Consider the following 16,891-nt stretch of genomic DNA (forward strand, 5'->3'; position numbering starts at 1 on the left):
CCTGGTTAGGTGGTCGCGGTAGTATTTCTACCGTCTAATTTTTAGCTTTATCTTTAAATTTGTACCCCTAGCACGAGTTAATGCCTCTTTTTTAAGTTACTCGTGCCAAGCAGTCCAAGTAAAGCGCCTTTCCTTCGCGCAGTATCTATGTAGAGGGGTACAAATTAGTTAAGGTATTTTTACCAGACTTCTTGTTTTTTAACCAAGTATCTCTGGCGTTTTTAATCGCACTTTGCATCGATTCTGGTTTCCAATCGCTTTTCGACTGACTAAACCGCGTTTGCTGCAATGCATTTAAATGAGGCTGAATCTCACTAGTTGCACCGTGGTCGGATGGATTTATAAACCCTCTTTGATTAGGATATAAACACTTCAACCAGGTTTGCAATGCTGGTGCAATTGCCGATGTATTACTCGCTTTTACTGACGCCATTAACGACTTAAATGCCGCCGCTTCATCACCTGAATTCGCTGCTGAAAAAGTATTAGCGGAAGTGGCCGTATAATCTGGCTTTTGCTTTCTTTGCATTAGATAAGTCGCTATCCAAGCGATAGCCGTGATCACCCAGAGGGCTGCAAATAGCCAAGTTAAGTAATGGGGAGTTTGCGCTTCGCCATTATTGGCTACTGAATTTTGTGATTCACTATTTAGCCCGCTATCACTTTCAGTTTGGCTAGCTTGATTAGCAGGTATTGAGGACGCATTACTAGCCGATTGATTATCGAAACCTGACTGTGTAGGCATAGAAGGTGACGTTGCACCAGCATCTGGTTGAACGTTGGCTGGCTGAACGGTGACTGTGCGGGCCGGGATAGTCGCATACTCTGTCTGTTCGGTTAAGGTATTAAACCAAGGAATAGTGACTTCCGGTAATACAAAGCTGCCTGCTTGAGTGGGAATTACCGCCAACGAGCTCTTACGCTGTGCAATCAAGGTGCTGTCTTTTTCTACTGTGGTGGTAGAGGATTGATCTGGATACAATTTAAAGTGAGGAGGATAAAACTCTGGTATTTCTGGTAACTGTTCTTCCACTACACCTAGTGCCGTAAGTGTTACCACACGAGTGATAGGTTCACCGACTACAAAGGCATCGCCCTGGGGCCATTCTTCATCAACCCGCGCCAATTCAGTGGGTAACCATGGGTAGTCAATACCAGTAGGGATGGGTTTGATATTTACCGTAATATCGGGTCCAACACGGTTCACTTGTTGAGTTCTATTAAATAACCCGAAACGTTGATTCGTATTAGCGGCAGCCACTTCAGCAGTAAATACCGGCCCTCTAATGGTAAATTCGCCGGATGCTTGGGGCACGATGGCAAATTGGCGTTCGATAATTTGGTAACGGCGACCGTTTACAATGTCGGTATATTGCTTATCGTCACCTAACTGCTTTATTTCTGCATTTTGCATGGTGGGCGATTGCAAACTCCCGCGCTCAATATTCGTCGCCAAATGCAGTTTTATGGTGTAGAAAAGCTGTTGGTTTAAATAGGCTTCTTTTAAATCAATATCGGTAGTCACAAAGTAATCGCGCGCGACATTATCAGACTGTTGAACAGGAATAACACTCACCGACATAGGCGCAGATTGTTTGCCTTCTATGTTAATAGCCGGAATGGTAAAGGTACCTTCTTTACGCGGAAACAAGGTGGTAGTCCAGGTAGTGGTTTTCTTGGTGTCGAAGTTCACAATAGATGTTTGACTGCTTACCGACGTTCTACCAACAACGAAGTCTTTTAGTAATATTGAGCTATCAAAAGATTCACGGTCTGCGCCGCCATTTGCCACAACGGTTAACCGAATAGCCTCATCAAGCATAACCGGATTTTTATCGATGGTGGCTTCAACCGAAGTCACATCTGCCAGCACAACCATGCTGCGTAAAAGTAAGAAAAGGGTTGTAGTGAATAAAATTGCTTTCATCTACCAATCACTCCGATTTGAAGGCATGCGTTGTCTTTGGCGCTTCTGCGCTTCTAATTGCATTTTTCGTTTTAATAAGAACGCGGGGTCATCTGGTACTCTGCGCATTAAATTTTCAAGACGTTGCTGTTGTTCTTTTTCAGCATCTGTCATCTCACCAGCTTGGGCCATGGCTGCATCGGTTTCTTGCTGGGTTTCATCTGTACCTTCTTCATTTCCAGTATTTTGTGGGGTACCTGAGTCTTCTTTGTCGTTTTCTTCACCGTTGGCACCATCTTGCGCGTCCGACTCATTTTGGTTCTGACTATCATCTTGTTCACCCCCTTCATTTTGTGAAGATTGGGGATCATTTTGGCTATCATTTTCATCGCTAGCATTCTGATTATCAGCCGCGTTCTGCTCGCTATTTTCTTCAGATGAGTCTTCACTGTTTGAACCATCATTACTTTGGCTATCTTGGCTATTATCGTCGCTACCTTCTTGATTTTCACCTTCGCCAGAATCTTGTTGGTTGTCACCCTCATTCGATTGCTGATTTTCTTGATTTTGCTGTTCTTGTTCTTCTTGTTCTTCTTGTTGCTGCTTCAACTGTTCCAATAACGCTTTATTTTCTGCAGCATCTTGATAGTTAGCATCTAGTGATAATACTTCATCATATTTGGCGATGGCCTCATCTAGCTTGCCCAAGCGAGCCAATGCATTGCCTTGGTTGTACAAACCTTCAATACCGCCTTGTTGTTGATAAGCGGCAAGTGCCTGTTCGTAATCGCCGGCTTTGTAATGTGCCGCGCCTTGCCACGCAGGGTCTTCAAAAGTAGAGGCGGCTTCATCAAATGCGTTATCAGCGTAGTTTGCTAACCCTTCTTGATTGGCATTTAAAAAAGGTTTTTCCCACCACGACACTGACGAGGAAGTCGAATTCTCTGACGGCGGTTCTTGGGCGACAGATTGCGCCATCACAGATTCACTGCTCATCGGCATGTAGATGGCTGCTATGACTGCAAACACTAAACCTCGCCTAAACCCAAGGGCTATTAAGGGAAGTAAACCCAATAATAGATAGGGGCCAAATTCGCGCCATTGGTCGCCTTCGGTATCACTCGCATCTTCCTCAGATTCGCCGTCTCTATCAAGTAACGACAAGGAAGCGAGTGAAGTAATATCGTCATCATTAGTGGTGATTTCACTAAATTTACCGCCGCTAGCTCTTACAACGGCATTGACTGCACTGCTATTAAGTTTAGGGATCACAATAGCGCCACTTCTATCTTTAAGTAATTCACCTGTTATCTGCCTGATAGGTGCTCCGTCATCTGTTCCTACCGCCAGCGCATTTAAGGTGAAAGGTAATTCGGCCACGTATTCTTGTAGTTCTTGTTGCTGGCGAAAGTCAACGCCATCGGTTATCCAGTAGATCATACCTTTACTGTAGCCAGCGTTCGTTAATAACTCAGCTGCGGTTTCAATACCTAACAAAGGGTCGCTACCAGGAACGGGCATGATTTCGGGTGATAAACTTGGAAGCAGGGTAGTGATATTGGCTGCATCTTGAGTGAGTGGACTCACTACAAACGCGTCTCCCGCATAAGCCACTAAACCCATTTCGCCTTCGCCTATTTGATTTACAAGATCGATGGCTTTGTATTTTGCACGGGTAAGTCTATCTGGGGTAATGTCGGTAGCACGCATCGACAGAGACATATCCATTACAATGACATGGCCCATTTTAAGTTGATAAACCGGTTGGGGGAGGCGCTCCCATGTTGGCCCTGCTAAGGCAACAACGGCTAGCAACCATCCTAATGCAAGCAGCCAGAATGGGGGCTTCTGCCCTTTCGTAAATTTCCCTATCACCATATGCTGATATAAATGTGAGGGTATAACCGACTGCCAGCCCGACTTTTTCGACGTATTTCGCTTAAGAGCTATATAGAGTATAAGCGCGGGAATAAGTGCTATAAACCACTCGGGTCGCAGAAAATGGACATTGTTAATAAAGTCTTCCATTACACACTTTCCTTTTTATCGCTTGATGAAAGAGGTGTGCGTGACAGTGATTTAATCAATGTACTTCCAATTATTACTAATGCCCATAAGGCAGATAAAGCTAAGGCTACCGCCAATGGAAAGTAGAAAAGAGCGGTAAGTGGCCGCATTTTGCGTGCTTCACCCTGTATAGGTTCTAATGCATCTAACTTTGCGTAAATGGCTTCTAATTCATTTACATCTCTAGCGCGGAAGTATTGCCCGCCTGTAGAGGTAGCAAGGTCACTAAGCATGTCTTCATCTAACTCCTGCGAGGGGTTCACCTGTCGGCTACCAAAGAAACTTTGAATAAGCATTTTATCTGCGCCTACGCCAATGGTGTAAACCTTCACTTTTTTATTTACCGCCAACTCTTTTGCTTGCTCAGGAGTAATAAAACCAGCGGTGTTTTGTCCATCGGTAAGCAAAATAAGTACATTGTTTGACTCTTCTTTTTCATCAAATCGTTTTACAGCCAAACCAATAGCATCGCCAATAGCGGTTTGCTCTCCCACCAAACCAATCACAGATTCGCTAAGTAAAGTCGAAACTGTATCTCTGTCATAAGTGAGTGGCGCTTGAAGGTAGGCTGTATCGGCAAACAATATTAAGCCTAAACGGTCACCCACGCGGCGCTGGATAAAATCGTACAGCACAGACTTTGTCATGGTCAGTCGATTCACTTGCCTGCCATTTAACTCCATGTCATCAATTTTCATACTGCCGGATAAATCTACCGCCAACATCATCTCTCTGCCTTCACTCGGAATGCTTATGGGCTCTCCCAACCATTGAGGGCGTGCCGCTGCAATTACCACGCAGAGCCAAATTAGCGATGCAATAACCACCGGGATTTTGCTGCTTTTAAGCGGTGAGGGAGTGTCTTGAATACCCGGCCTTAAAGCAGGCACTTGTAGGGCAGCCATTACGTGCTGGGGTTTCGCGGGCACTAAATATCGAACCAGTATAGGAAGGGGAAGTAGGAACAAAGCCCACCACCATGCGAACTCAAGCATGGGTTGCCTCCTTACCTTTTTGCTGTTCAAACGATGATGGCTGCTGTGAAGCGCGCAATCTCTTATTATTAGAAGGCGAGGTGACGTTAAAGTGTTTCACCCACGCAATTGCTGCTTTACTACATTCGTTAAAATGCTTGTTATCACATTTGGGCGCGTACTGCTGCGAATGCAGCGTTGATAGTGAGTCGCTCATAGTATTTTTGCGTCTTTCTGGCAGCGTATTCAATAGAAAATCATGCCAACTGTTCCCATAAAGCCCTGCTACTTCTTGTGGTTTGAAATAGGTCACGGCGGTACGTTTTAGTACACTATTGATTTGCATAGGCCAGTTTTCATCTAAAGATGAGATACTTCCAAGCAGTTTTAGTGCATCGCGACGAGGCTTGTTGAATTTACGCTTTTTAACAAGATAAATAATGAGACTTATTGTGCCTGCTAAAAATAACGCAATTAAGCACCACCAGCCCCAGTCCAGAGGCCAGATGTCTACATTGTTAGGAACGTGTATATCTTTAAGCTGTGCAAGAGGATCGGTTTGCGACATACCTTGGGCTGATTGCATCAAAAGCGCTCCTGTTGCATGCCTTGAATTTGGGTATCAAGAGGCAGTCCCGCAGAAATATGGTAACGAGAAATATTTGCTTGTTTAAGCGATTGTTCCATTGCACTGTTTTGTTGTTCACGCCAACGTTGATAGGTATCTTCTTCTTTTCTGTCACCTAATAGCCATCGTTGTTGGTTAATGCCATCGGAAACGCTTACCCGTTGAATGGAGCGAGTTTGAGGCAGTGTATGCTCAATAGGATCGTCGACAATAATTGCTCTCACTTCACAATGACGTGAAAGCTGACTTAAATGCTGCTGTGCTGCACTGCCTAAATGCTGAAAATCAGACAGTAGGTATACTAGGCTACCGGGGCGAGCTAACCGACGAAGTCGAGCACACGCATCGGCAAAGGCTTGGACATCAGCCTCATTACTCGCTACCTGCTCATGGCTAGTAGCATGTAAATCCATCAATTCGTGACAAATGTGCAAAACAGCTCGTTTTCGAGCAAGGGGCTTCACTTCTTTATGCTGGCTTTGGTTAAATAACAAGGCACCTACTTTATCGCCATGGGCTGCCGCAGACCAACTTATCAACGAACAGATGTGGGCAACCTGCATAGATTTAGTCAGTAATCGTGTGCCAAACATCATTGACGGCGAGAAGTCGCAAAACAAAAATACAGGGCGTTCTCGCTCTTCACGATATATTTTGGTGTGGGTTTTACCGGTACGGGCGGTAACTCGCCAGTCGATCGCACGAATGTCGTCGCCGGGCTGATAATGTCTCGCTTCGTCAAACTCCATGCCGCGACCCTTGTGCTTGGTTAAATAGCTGCCAGCAAGTCGGGCTTGAGGAGAACGCTTGGGCGCAAGACTAAATAATTTTGCCAACTGCTGATACCGCAATAGTTCAGCAGTAGACAAATTAACCCCGTTGGTTTGCAGTAACGCTAACTGCGAATGAACATCACTCATCGTTTATGGAACAGCTACGGTAGCAACAATTTGGTTAAGCACATCATTCATAGTAATGCCTTGTGCTTCTGCGTGATAAGACAAAATAATGCGATGGCGAAGTACATTATGTACCACCGCTTGAATATCATCAGGGCCAACGAAATCTCTGCCACTTAACCACGCATGTGCGCGTGCGCATCTGTCTAAACTAATGGTGGCACGAGGGCTAGTACCCATCGCAATCCATTCGGCAAGGTTGGCGTCAAATTTAGCTGGCTGTCTGGTCGCCATCACCAATTGCACTAAATACTGCTCAAGTTCGGGCGCCATATGTAGTGCTAGCGCCTCTTTACGTGAAGAGAAGATATCTTGCTGGGTTAATTTAGGCGGCGTTACTGGCGGTACTGATAATGCTTCACCACGGGTCAATCGCAAAATCTCTAACTCTGTTTCGGCATCTGGATAATCAATATCGACGTGCATCAAAAAGCGATCGAGCTGAGCTTCTGGTAGTGGGTAAGTCCCTTCTTGTTCTAGAGGGTTCTGTGTCGCCATTACCAAGAATAAAGGAGGAAGCGGGTAGGTCTTGCTGCCTACCGTTATTTGGCGCTCAGCCATGGCTTCCAACAGTGCCGATTGTACTTTAGCTGGAGCACGGTTAATTTCATCGGCTAATACTAAGTTGTGAAATAGGGGGCCTTTTTGAAAAACAAATTCACCGGTTTCAGGGCGATAAATATCAGTGCCGGTTAAATCAGCAGGCAGTAAATCAGGGGTAAACTGAACGCGATGAAAGTCACCGTCGATACCATTAGCAAGCGCGTTAATTGCTCTGGTTTTTGCAAGACCTGGAGGCCCTTCTACTAAAAGGTGCCCATCAGCTAAAAGCGCAATAAGGAGGCTTTTGGTAAGTGCACTTTGACCAATGATTTGCTGGTCTAAATACTTCTGCAGTTGCTGAAATTGTTCCGCTGCCATAATGCAATTATTCCGTTGAAATTCTAGTTATCAGGAAAAGTAAACCAATTAACTCGCCCAAATGTATGTTACGAGTAGATAAATTGGCATAAAACAGACTATGTTTTTCTTATATGGTTCCCTTGTCGTCTAGTTCAAGTCGTTAAAAACATCTAATTTTCAGATAGGCGACGATTATTCGACACAAATAGGCTGAAAACTGTCCGTGAACGTTGATAATTTGCTATTTTGTTCATTGTTTGTAAAAATTGGGTTTATTACAGGTCAGACCACTTATTTCCCGTGGTCCTTAATTTAGGTGCATTATGTCAACAAGACAATCTGTTACTACCCGCGAGGGTGATCGTATCGCCATTGTGGCGGGGTTACGTACTCCGTTTGCAAAAATGGCGACATACTTCCACGGTGTTCCCGCTGTCGATTTAGGTAAAATGGTCGTAAACGAACTGCTCGTTCGCCATGGCATTCAAAAAGAATGGGTTGATCAGGTTGTCTATGGTCAGGTTGTTCAAATGCCTGAAGCGCCGAATATCGCCCGTGAAATCGTATTGGGTACTGGTATGAATGTGCATACTGATGCTTACAGCGTCTCTCGTGCATGTGCAACCAGCTTCCAGTCTACCGTTAATATTGCCGAAAGTATGATGGCTGGCCACGTTCAGGTAGGTATTGCTGGTGGTGCGGACTCTACGTCTGTATCGCCAATTGGTGTATCTAAAAACCTAGCACGCGCATTGGTCGATCTTCAAAAAACTAAAACTTTGGGTCAGAAGTTTAATATCTTTAAGCGTTTAGGCCTTAAAGATTTAGCGCCTGTGCCGCCAGCGGTTGCAGAATACTCAACAGGTTTGTCTATGGGACAAACGGCTGAGCAAATGGCGAAATCCCACCATATCTCACGTGAAGAACAAGACGCACTTGCGCATCGTTCACACAGTTTTGCCGCGCAAAGCTGGGAAGAGGGTAAGTTAGACAGTGAAGTAATGACCGCTTACGCAGAACCGTATAAAGGCGCGTTATCTCGCGATAACAACGTACGTTTCGATTCTAAGCTTGAAGGCTATGCCAAACTTCGCCCTGTTTTTGATAAAAAATACGGTACAGTAACGGCAGCGAACGCTACTCCGCTAACTGATGGTGCTTCAGCCGTTATTATGATGACGGAAAGCCGTGCTAAAGAATTGGGTTATAAGCCATTAGGTTACCTTAAGAGTTATGCCTTCTCAGCCATTGATGTATGGGAAGACATGCTGATGGGGCCATCTTACGCCACGCCAATTGCGCTAGATCGCGCAGGCATGACATTAAACGATATTACGCTTATCGAAATGCATGAAGCTTTTGCCGCACAGACACTTTCGAACGTAAAAATGTTCGCCAGCGATAAATTTGCCCAAGAAAAACTTGGTCGTGCAAAAGCTACCGGTGAAATCGACATGGACAAATTTAACGTTATGGGAAGTTCTATTGCTTACGGTCACCCGTTTGCGGCAACAGGCACGCGAATGATTACCCAAATGCTTAACGAACTTAACCGTCGCGGTGGTGGTACTGGTCTACTAACCGCTTGTGCAGCGGGTGGTTTAGGTGCAGCTATGATTGTGGAGACAGAATAATATGAGTCAGGACACAACAATGACAAATGACGTTCAAGCAACATCTGGTGCCTTTACGTTAACCAAGCAAGACAATGGCGTTGCCATACTCACCATGGATGTACCTGGTGAGTCTATGAATACGCTAAAAGCCGCTTTTGGCGATGAAATATCTGCCATGCTGGATGACATTGATGCTGATACCAGTATTAAAGGTGTAGTGCTGGTAAGTGGTAAAGCAAATTCGTTTGTAGCCGGTGCCGATATAAGTATGTTGGCAGCGTGTAATACTGCAGAAGATGCCACCACCATCGCGGCTGGCGGCCAAGCTATTTTTGACCGTATTGAACGCATGAAAGCAACTTTTGTTGCAGCCATAAATGGCCCAGCATTGGGCGGTGGTCTAGAGCTTGCCCTAGCATGTCACTATCGAATTTGTACCGATTCACCGAGCACTCAGGTAGGTTTGCCTGAAGTTCAACTTGGTCTATTGCCAGGTAGTGGTGGAACGCAGCGATTACCTCGTTTGATTGGTATACAGCAAGCCATGAAAATGATGCTTACTGGTGCGCCAGCGCGCGCCAAGCAAGCTAAAAAGTACGGCATTGTTGATGATGTAGTACCGCATAGCGTGTTACTAAAAGTGGCAGAGCAGTTCGCCCTTAAGCGTAAGCCTGAGCGTGAAGCGCCGCAAAAAAGCGTAATGGACAAAATGCTTGAAAATACCGGCCCAGGCCGCGGTATGATGTTCAAAAAGGCCCGCGAAGCAACGTTTGCTAAAACCAAAGGTAACTATCCAGCGCCAGGTTACATCATTGATGTCATCGAAACTGGCATGCGTGATGGCATTGAAGCGGGCCTTAAAGCCGAAGCTGAAGCATTCGGAAAGTTGGTGATGACACCAGAATCTTTTCAATTGCGTCAGATTTTCTTCGCGACTACCGATATGAAGAAAGAAAACGGTATTGAAGGCGTAGCGCCAGAGAAGATGAAAAAGGTTGGCGTACTCGGCGGCGGATTAATGGGCGGCGGTATCGCGTTTGTAACCTCTACTAAAGCTGGCGTGCCTGTTCGTATTAAAGATGTTCGCCCTGAAGGCATTGCTAACGCGATGAAATACAGCTACGACATTTTAAATAAGAAAGTGAAGAAGCGCTTCATGCGTAGTAGCGAAATGCAAAAGCAGCTGTCGCTTATCACTGGCACCTTAGATTATAGCGGCTACCAAGATACCGACATTGTGGTTGAAGCGGTATTTGAAGATTTAGATCTTAAGCAAAAAATGGTCGCGGATATTGAAGAAAACTGCAAAGAGAACACCCTCTTTGCCTCTAACACTTCTTCTATTCCAATTACCCAAATTGCTGCCAAAGCAGCTCGTCCTCAAAACGTGATTGGTCTTCATTACTTTTCACCTGTAGATAAAATGCCATTAGCCGAAGTTATCGCTCATGAAACTACGTCGGATCAGGTTATTTCATCTACCGTCGAGTTTGCGAAAAAGCAGGGCAAAACACCCGTCGTTGTTAAAGACGGCGCAGGCTTTTATGTTAACCGTATTTTAGCCCCTTACATGAATGAAGCGGCAAGCTTAATTCTTGCTGGTGAGCCTATTGAGCACATTGATAAGTCCCTAGTTAAGTTTGGCTTCCCAGTTGGACCTGTGAAGTTACTTGATGAGGTAGGCATTGATGTTGGTACTAAGATCATTCCTTTCCTTGTAGAGGCCTTTGGAGAGCGTTTTACGGCGCCTTCAGCTTTCGATAAAGTACTGGCTGATGGTCGTAAAGGTAAAAAGAACCAAAAAGGTTTTTACAGCTATGAAGGTAAGAAGCCAGGTAAAGAAGTAGATGAAAGTATCTACTCGTTATTGGGCTTAACACCGTCAACGAAATTAAGTGAAAAAGAAGTGGCTGAACGCTGCGTTCTTATGATGCTTAATGAAGCCGCTCGTTGTCTAGACGAGAGTGTTATTCGCAATGCCCGTGATGGCGACATTGGTGCTATCTTTGGTATCGGATTCCCACCTTTCCTAGGCGGACCTTTCCGTTATATGGACACACTGGGAATTAAGCATGTTGTTGAGCGTTTGAATCATTACGCTAGCACTGTGGGTGACAAATTCGCACCTGCAGATGTATTGGTGAAAATGGCTGAAGATAATAGCACCTTTTACTAACATGTAAGCTACAGATAAAAAGCCGGGAGCCTGAAATGAAGGTTCCCGGCTTTTTTGTGTGTAATAAGTAATTTTGCTGGTTTGCTAGTCAATTATCAGTACAATTCTGCGGCTTAAAAAAATACCAGTCAAAATATTGGCGTTATATTTAAAAGATTTTTTTATTTCCCTTAAGAGTGAGCTAAGTAGGAGAGTGTCTTGTTTGTTTTAATATCGATAAGCCTGTTAAGCAGTGCTTTCTTTTATGTAGAGGCTGTAAAGTGGGGAATGAATGCCAAATATTGGGCAGTGCTTGCTTTAGTGATAGGGCCTTTTGTATTCCCTATGTTTGGTATTGCCAGACATATACATTGGCGCAGAGCGGTAGGATTTAATAATTTGATGGTAGAAGCTTAAACGGCTACGGATTGGCTAGAGAGCGGTTAGAGAACGATTAGATAAAGACTAAAGAAAGACAATAGAACGGCTATAGAAGCCCTGTTGTGGTTAAAGGGGTTAACCCTCTCTATTTCTCATTGAGGCTATACATTTAGTGCACAGCTAAATTGCAGACATAAAAAAAGAGAGTATATACTCTCTTTTTTGGAATTCTGGAAGGCTATTATAAACCTACACCGTAGCCATTACCACTTTTAGGGCGGTAGCTTTGAGGTTGTGTAACAGACTCTTTTTGCTGCTCAGGGGCTTGTTTAGCGCCTTCTTGGTTATCAGCAGCAACAGGGGTAGCGGTAGATAGTACTAATGCAACAGCATACTCTTTTAACATTTTAATATTCCTCTGATTTTTTTATTTTAAGAACGAACAAACAAAACCGATAGAAAGGATGTTTACCGGTTATAGAGGATATTGCGAGAGTTGTGCCAACTTTTTAACTTGTTGATTTAATTGGTTTAATTGTTGTTTTGGTGTGTTTTTTGACACTTGGATTAGCCAAAAGTAGTAAGCGCCAAAATATAGTCAGATATTTGAATGGCCAAGCAGGTTATGAAGTTTTTGATTTTCAGAAAGTAATTTTTCAAAACGCTCTGCATTGAGCGGACGGCTGTATAAAAAGCCCTGTAGCATCTCGCAATCATAGCGACGTAAGATATTAAGCTGCTCTTCTTCTTCAACCCCTTCAGCCACTACTTTTAGGCCAAGGTTATGGGCGATATTAATTATTGCTGCTGCCATATGACGGTCTACGCTACTTTTAGCGATATCGTCAATAAACGCTTTGTCTATTTTAAGGGTATTGAGCGGGAATCGCTTTAAATAGGCCAAGGATGAATACCCAGTACCAAAATCATCAAGGGCAAGGTGTATGCCGCGCTCTCTCAGTCGGCTCATCATCCGAAGACCATTTTCAGGGTCTTCCATTAGCGTCCCTTCGGTAATTTCACACTCTAAGTGCAGTGGAGATAGGCCTACTTCGCTTAAAATTCGGTTAATTCTGTCGTCTAAATCTGGAAGTTCGAATTGCTTAACTGAGATATTTACGGCTACTCGGCCGGTAAACAGGCCTTGAGAGACCCAGCGTTTTGTATCTATACAGGCTTTACGTAACACCTGCTCACCAATTTCGATAATCTGGCCTGTTTGCTCAGCAAGGGGAATAAATTGCCCGGGACTCACTATGCCTTTCTGCGGGTGTTCAAAACGCACCAACGCTTCCATGCTAACAAGTTTACCAGAGGCAATATCAACCTTCGGTTGGTAGTAAACCGTAAATAAGTCGTCTTTAATTCCTTGGCGAATTAAGTTTTCGATTTGCAACTGACGAACCGCATTTTGGTTCATTTCACCGCTGAAGAATTGATAGCTATTACCACCATTATTTTTTGCAAAGTACATGGCGGTATCTGCATTTTTTAGCATTTCTTGTGGCGTATTACCGTCGTCAGGGAAGAAGGCTATCCCTAAGCTTGCGCCCAATACAAACTCTTGCTTATTGATAATGAAAGGGCGAGCAAGGGTATCGAGTAGGTTTTGCGCATAATGGGTGACAGTATGAATATCTGCGCTATCTTCCATTAAGACACTGAACTCATCGCCACCAAGGCGATAGCAAGTGGCATTTTTGCCCGTAATTCGTTGTAAGCGTTTAGCAATTTGTTTAATTAAAATGTCGCCAGTTTGGTGGCCAAGCGAGTCATTTATTTTCTTAAAGTTGTCCATATCCAAACACAGCAGGGTGTGAGGGGCGCCTTTACGGACCAAGTTTTGATGACTCGCTTGATAGAATGAGCGGTTAGGCAGCTCGGTCAATGGGTCTATATTAGCCAGTTTCAGTAATTCTTTTTCAGTGCTCTTACGTGAGGTGATATCACTAAATACACCTACGAAATGACTTATTTTTCCATCGTCGTCGTGCACCGCATCAATGTTTAATTCCATTTCATAGCGTTCACCATTAACGCGAACAGATTCTACTTCACCTGACCAATTTCCTTTGGTTTTCAGAGTCTTTTTAATCTCTTCGGTAAACGCATCGGGATACAAATGGAAATGCAGATAGCTAGCTAGGGCTTGTTCTCTAGTTTCACCTGTATAGCTACAGTAAGCGTTATTTACTGAAATAAACTTGAACTGTGTGGTGGTAATAAACACACCCTCAGAGATATTTTCAATTGAACGCTTAAACAGATTCAGCTGTTCTTCAGCTTCTTTTAGATGGTTAATGTTCTTCAACGTTCCGGTCATACGAACCGGCTGCTGATTATGATCCCGTTCAACGACTTTTCCGCGATCGAGTAACCATATCCACTGGTTTTTGAAGGTTTTAGCGCGATAGGCAAGCTCGTAGAAGTCACTTTTACCTTCTAAATGGCTGCGTAATGCATCCCTAACCCGACCAATGTCGTTAGGATGGATATTAGCATCATAGGCGCCAGTGGTTCTTATATCGTCTTGTGGGAAGTCTAATGTGCCCCATGTGTTGGCTCGATAAACTTGACCGCGGTACACATCCCAATCCCATAGTTCGTCGCCAGAACTCCATAAAGTAAGTTTAAGGCGTTCCTCTGATTCACGTATGGAAAGTTGGTTCGATTTACGCAACTGATACTGTCGAATGATAAAGGCTAGAACAATGGTAAGTATAAGTGCATAAAAAACCAATGCGACTGAGTGTAACCAAGGGGGTCTAGATATTTTCAGCTCTAATGTTCGACTATCTGACCAGCTTTTGCCCGATTCTCTGGCTTGAACTTCGAATAGATAATTACCAAACGAGATATTATTGAACTGGGCTTTTCTGTTTTTATTATTGTAAACCCAAATATTATCTAAACCTTTAAGGCGATATCGATAAGAAACTTCATCGGGGTAAACTGGGTTAATAAGCCCAAATGAAACGCTAAATCTCGACTCAAAATAATCTAAAACCTTTGACTGATCATAAGTTATATTTTCTACTTTAGAGACATCACTCTCTATTAGGCTATTGTCAGCATTACGTAGTTCTTGACCACTAAACTTTGGCTGGCCAAATACGCTGAACCCAAAAAGCTCGGGTACTAGCGTTTTTACTTGATGATTAAAGTTGGAGGATGATTTAGCAATTTTATTAAAGCCTTTATTACCACCAAAATAAATGTCCCCTTCAGATGTCGCCAAAATCGCGCTTTCACCAAGGGAATTAAACTCTAATTGAGCATTTGATATTGTTGTGACTTCTTGGAGAGAGGGAAGCTCTATCTGATGAACACCAGCACTGTCTGCGTACCATATAGAATCCATTATGCCTACAGAAGAGAAAATATATCCGTTCCCACCGTCTCTGCTCTGCTTTTGAATGACTTCAAAGGTACTTTTGTTTAACTTTACGACGCCGTCTGAACGAGTCGTTAGCCAAAGAGCATCCGATGTCTCGTAAACGCTGTATACCAGTGAGTTAATACCGCTTTGTTTATCGAGTTCTTGTTCTACTTGATCGTTCTTAGCGCTGTATATTAAGACGCCGTCCTTATGGCGAAGCCAAACTCGATTATTAGAATCGGTGAAGATTGGTAGGTGAAAAGTCGAGTTGGACTCTATCTTTCGTTTTGTAACAAGTGAATCATATGACTGGTTACTGGTTTTTTTTAAATCAATTGAATACAGCCCATCTTCGTCTAACCATACCCAAAGAGAGTTTGCATCTTGATGTATATAATCTATAAATTGCCCTTCAAAAAAATGATTAATCAGATAAAGGTTATCGTTTTCTCTTCTGTAAGCTAGAAGACCATCTGATGAGGCAACCCAGTAAGTGTTACTTTGATCTACGGCCAAATCCCAGAAGGTTGTACTCTCTTGGGGTTTAGGATGTTTCGTTAAGTAAGAAAGCTCTCCTGTTACCTCATGTAAAGCGCCTACACCGCGATTTTGAGATGCAAATAAAATTTCACCTTCAGAATTTTGAGCTAATCCCCAAATCGTAGCTTCGACTGGTTTATCAGAATTACTCTCCTTAAAGCTAGGATGAAATTTAACTTCAGAGTAATTTTTGTGGAATCGAAAGGCGCCTTGAAGTGTACCAAGCCATACCCCCCCAGTTGCGTCTTTCTGAAGATTAAAAATAAGGTTCTGATTCAATCCAGTTACATTTTCTGTGGATGCATCAATATGAGTAAGGCTAGACGCGGTAATTTTTGTCGGTTCGTTAATATTTTCATGGACAATAAATAGCCCTGCATCTGTTCCAACCCAAACTGAATCGGAAACCCGCTCGATACTGAGTACATTCACATCATGCTCTATTGACAACAAGTCTTTATCAATAGAGCGAATTAAATTGCCTCTGTTTCCTAAAATGAAAACACCTTTATTGGTAGCTAACCAATAATTTCCCTCGATAACCTCAATATCATGCATTGCGCCTATAGCTATGTTGATTCCCCAGGGGTTAACCTTGTCTAAGCTATATATTTGAGAGTGTGACTTATCGAAAATTTTAGCGCCGGCTTCATTCGAACCAATCCAAATTTTTGAGCTTTCATCGAAAACCACTTTAATATTACTTGGTACATCGAAAGCCTTCGTTACTATTCTTACCTCCTCTTTTTCTTTAGAGAGTGAGTAAAGAAACTTTGAATCAGTAAAAAGTATATCGCCGTTTTTTGACTCGCTGATGGTGGTAATTAATTCAAGTTTAATAGAAGAGTTCGTACTAGAGAAGGTTTTGAAATTATCAGTTTTAGGTTGGTATTTAGCCAATCCAGAATGAGTAGCTATCCAAAGTGTCCCCTCTGAGTCGACAAATAGTTTTTGAATAAAGCCGCTGGGAAGTGCATTGGGGTCGATATCAGAAGGGTGGTATTGCTTTATATCGTAGCCGGAATATCGGTTTAGGCCATTCATTGTCGCAAGCCATATGTATCCCTTGTCGTCTTCGGCAATGTCGAGGACAACAGTATTGGATAAACCGTCTCGTTTATCTAACTCAGAAAATTGTAAATCAGCAACTTCTATGGCTGCCGCATCGGAGAAAATTACTCCGAGCAGTTGAAGCCATATAGCTATAACTGAGTAAGCTAGGGTTGAGCGCACCTACACACCTTTGGCATTACGCCTTATCATTATAATTTATAGTTAGGCTGGCCGCATCCCTAACAGCCAGAACAATAAATATGCCGAAATAACGCGGGCTCTACAAGCGATTTTTAGTTATAGGTGGGTGATGGTTCAATTGTTAACCAT

Annotated in this window: 11 protein-coding genes; 3 read left to right on the forward strand and 8 right to left on the reverse strand. The window is 43.4% G+C overall.

The annotated features are described in order from the left end of the window. Positions 1–145: 145 nt before the first annotated feature. The 6 genes from J5X92_RS02065 to J5X92_RS02090 are packed head-to-tail and all read right to left on the reverse strand — an operon-like array spanning position 146 to position 7,455. A complete protein-coding gene (locus tag J5X92_RS02065) occupies positions 146–1,927 on the reverse strand; it encodes a BatD family protein (RefSeq protein ID WP_208804463.1) in 1,782 nt (593 codons plus the stop codon). Next, positions 1,928–3,934: a VWA domain-containing protein gene (locus J5X92_RS02070; RefSeq protein WP_208804465.1), complete on the reverse strand. Its 2,007-nt coding sequence runs from the start codon at positions 3,932–3,934 to the stop codon at positions 1,928–1,930. It abuts the gene before it with no gap. Next, positions 3,934–4,968 (reverse strand): VWA domain-containing protein, encoded by a 1,035-nt coding sequence (locus tag J5X92_RS02075; protein WP_208804467.1) that lies wholly within the window; start codon positions 4,966–4,968, stop codon positions 3,934–3,936. The genes J5X92_RS02070 and J5X92_RS02075 overlap by 1 nt, the downstream gene beginning before the upstream one ends. Continuing rightward, entirely contained in the window at positions 4,961–5,533 is a 573-nt protein-coding gene (locus tag J5X92_RS02080; RefSeq protein WP_126871894.1) for a DUF4381 domain-containing protein, read from the reverse strand. Before J5X92_RS02080 ends, J5X92_RS02075 begins: the two co-directional genes overlap by 8 nt. Continuing rightward, a complete protein-coding gene (locus J5X92_RS02085; protein WP_126871893.1) occupies positions 5,533–6,495 on the reverse strand; it encodes a DUF58 domain-containing protein in 963 nt (320 codons plus the stop codon). Before J5X92_RS02085 ends, J5X92_RS02080 begins: the two co-directional genes overlap by 1 nt. Before the next feature lie 3 nt (positions 6,496–6,498). Next, entirely contained in the window at positions 6,499–7,455 is a 957-nt protein-coding gene (locus J5X92_RS02090) for a MoxR family ATPase (protein WP_057793039.1), read from the reverse strand. 305 nt (positions 7,456–7,760) lie between these two features. Between J5X92_RS02090 and fadI the strand changes: the two genes are divergently transcribed. The 3 genes from fadI to J5X92_RS02105 all read left to right on the forward strand — a co-directional run bounded on the left by fadI (position 7,761) and on the right by J5X92_RS02105 (position 11,625). Further along, positions 7,761–9,071: an acetyl-CoA C-acyltransferase FadI gene (gene fadI, locus J5X92_RS02095; protein WP_013784923.1), complete on the forward strand. Its 1,311-nt coding sequence runs from the start codon at positions 7,761–7,763 to the stop codon at positions 9,069–9,071. A 19-nt stretch (positions 9,072–9,090) separates the two neighbouring features. Then, a complete protein-coding gene (fadJ, locus tag J5X92_RS02100; protein WP_208804469.1) occupies positions 9,091–11,229 on the forward strand; it encodes a fatty acid oxidation complex subunit alpha FadJ in 2,139 nt (712 codons plus the stop codon). Positions 11,230–11,427: 198 nt separating this feature from the next. After that, on the forward strand, positions 11,428–11,625 hold the full coding sequence (locus J5X92_RS02105) for a hypothetical protein (RefSeq protein WP_126871891.1): 198 nt from the start codon (positions 11,428–11,430) through the stop codon (positions 11,623–11,625). A 205-nt stretch (positions 11,626–11,830) separates the two neighbouring features. Here the strand turns inward: J5X92_RS02105 and J5X92_RS02110 are convergent, their stop codons facing one another. Further along, positions 11,831–11,995 (reverse strand): hypothetical protein, encoded by a 165-nt coding sequence (locus J5X92_RS02110; protein WP_201299241.1) that lies wholly within the window; start codon positions 11,993–11,995, stop codon positions 11,831–11,833. A 192-nt stretch (positions 11,996–12,187) separates the two neighbouring features. Then, entirely contained in the window at positions 12,188–16,741 is a 4,554-nt protein-coding gene (locus J5X92_RS02115; RefSeq protein ID WP_208804471.1) for an EAL domain-containing protein, read from the reverse strand. Positions 16,742–16,891 lie beyond the last annotated feature (150 nt).

Origin of the sequence: Alteromonas sp. K632G (assembly GCF_017653625.1) — a bacterium.
Taxonomy (GTDB): Bacteria; Pseudomonadota; Gammaproteobacteria; order Enterobacterales; family Alteromonadaceae; genus Alteromonas; species Alteromonas naphthalenivorans.